This is a genomic window from Pseudomonas sp. SIMBA_041, from assembly GCF_046535095.1.
Lineage (GTDB): Bacteria > Pseudomonadota > Gammaproteobacteria > Pseudomonadales > Pseudomonadaceae > Aquipseudomonas > Aquipseudomonas mucoides.
In genome coordinates this window covers 1-278 of the sequence record NZ_JAWRXJ010000225.1, presented here as the reverse complement: position 1 = coordinate 278, position 278 = coordinate 1, and the positions used below count along the sequence as shown (strand labels likewise).

The 278-nt window shown below is 57.9% G+C and carries 1 protein-coding gene; it reads left to right on the top strand.

Features of this window, described 5'->3' with window-relative positions:
* The coding region (locus SB725_RS30950; RefSeq protein WP_410923200.1) for a hypothetical protein at positions 1 to 278 on the top strand (278 nt) is incomplete at both ends.

The following is a 278-nucleotide window of genomic DNA, read 5'->3' as shown; positions in this document are numbered from 1 at the left end:
ACGGACTCAAGGATCAATCGCAAACGGGGTTACGGCTTCTTGTCGGGCGTCTGCAAAACGAACCCGCATTGCGCAGTAAGCTGAGCGCACAGGAAGTCGCCAGCGTACTCAATATCGTCAGCAAACGGCCTTCGGCGCGCCCCTGTATCGAAGTCGCGCAAGCGCTTGTTGACCGCCTCAAAAACGAGCCAGCATTGCGGGAAAAGCTGCAAGAGCAGTCCCTTGCGAACGTGTTGACTGCCCTATCGAAATGGCCGGAGCGGGCTGTCCAGTCGATC